Source organism: Acinetobacter sp. 1124_18A (assembly GCF_052824995.1).
In genome coordinates this window covers 1-989 of the sequence record NZ_VTDF01000023.1, presented here as the reverse complement: position 1 = coordinate 989, position 989 = coordinate 1, and the positions used below count along the sequence as shown (strand labels likewise).

Annotated in this window: 1 protein-coding gene; it reads left to right on the top strand. The window is 44.3% G+C overall.

All coding sequences use genetic code 11. The features are described from left to right. Window positions 1–533: 533 nt before the first annotated feature. On the top strand, window positions 534–989 hold a 456-nt coding region (locus tag FY048_RS18925), incomplete at its 3' end, for a thiolase family protein (protein WP_446092164.1).

Here is a 989-nt window from a genome sequence, read left to right as displayed (position 1 = left end):
TCTTAGCTTTGATGAGTTACAGGCTTTAACTGGTGCAACTTTGACTGATGCCACTCAAGGATAAGGTTTATACAGCCCCAAATTACGAGTTAAAGCAAAAAGTTTTTTGTATAAGTAATACCTTACTTTTTAAGGATAAAAAGTAACAAAAATCCTTTGTTACTCAGACACAACATCCCTGTTGTGCTGAGCAACGAGGCGACATCCATGTCGCCAACGCGAAACACTGAATGGAACTCTTTGAATACGGTTCTTGCTTATTAATTTGGTTTTTACAGTAATTCGCTATTGTGACAGGCGACATGGATGTCGCCCGTTGGACAGGGAGGCATGGAAGCCTCCTCTGTTCAACAAAGGTTTTTGGTTACTTTTTTAAAAAAGTGACAAGAATTAGCTACTGGCATTTGACTCAACACGATAAGACTCTGTCATGACTACTTTTAACTTAGTAACCATGATGATCGCCAGCAAAATCTGGAAAAGTCTAACAATATGGCAATGACAGCAACAGATTTCAAAATGGAAATGTAAGAATGAAAAACGCTTATATCATCGATGCCATCCGTACCCCATTCGGCCGTTATGCCGGTGGTCTTGCACCTGTCCGTGCCGATGACCTTGGTGCTGTGCCGATTAAAGCTCTCATGCAGCGTAACCCGAATGTAGATTGGGAACAGGTCGATGATGTGATCTATGGCTGTGCCAATCAAGCCGGTGAAGATAACCGTAACGTAGGTCGTATGTCAGCACTGCTTGCAGGTTTACCGTATCAGGTGCCAGCAACCACCATTAATCGTTTGTGTGGTTCTTCACTCGATGCCATTGCCATTGCTGCCCGTGCCATTAAAGCCGGTGAAGCGAACTTGGTGATTGCAGGTGGTGTGGAAAGCATGAGCCGTGCACCTTATGTGATGGGTAAGTCAGAGAGTGCTTTTGGCCGTAGCCAGAAGATTGAAGACACCACCATGGGCTGGCGTTTCATTAACCCA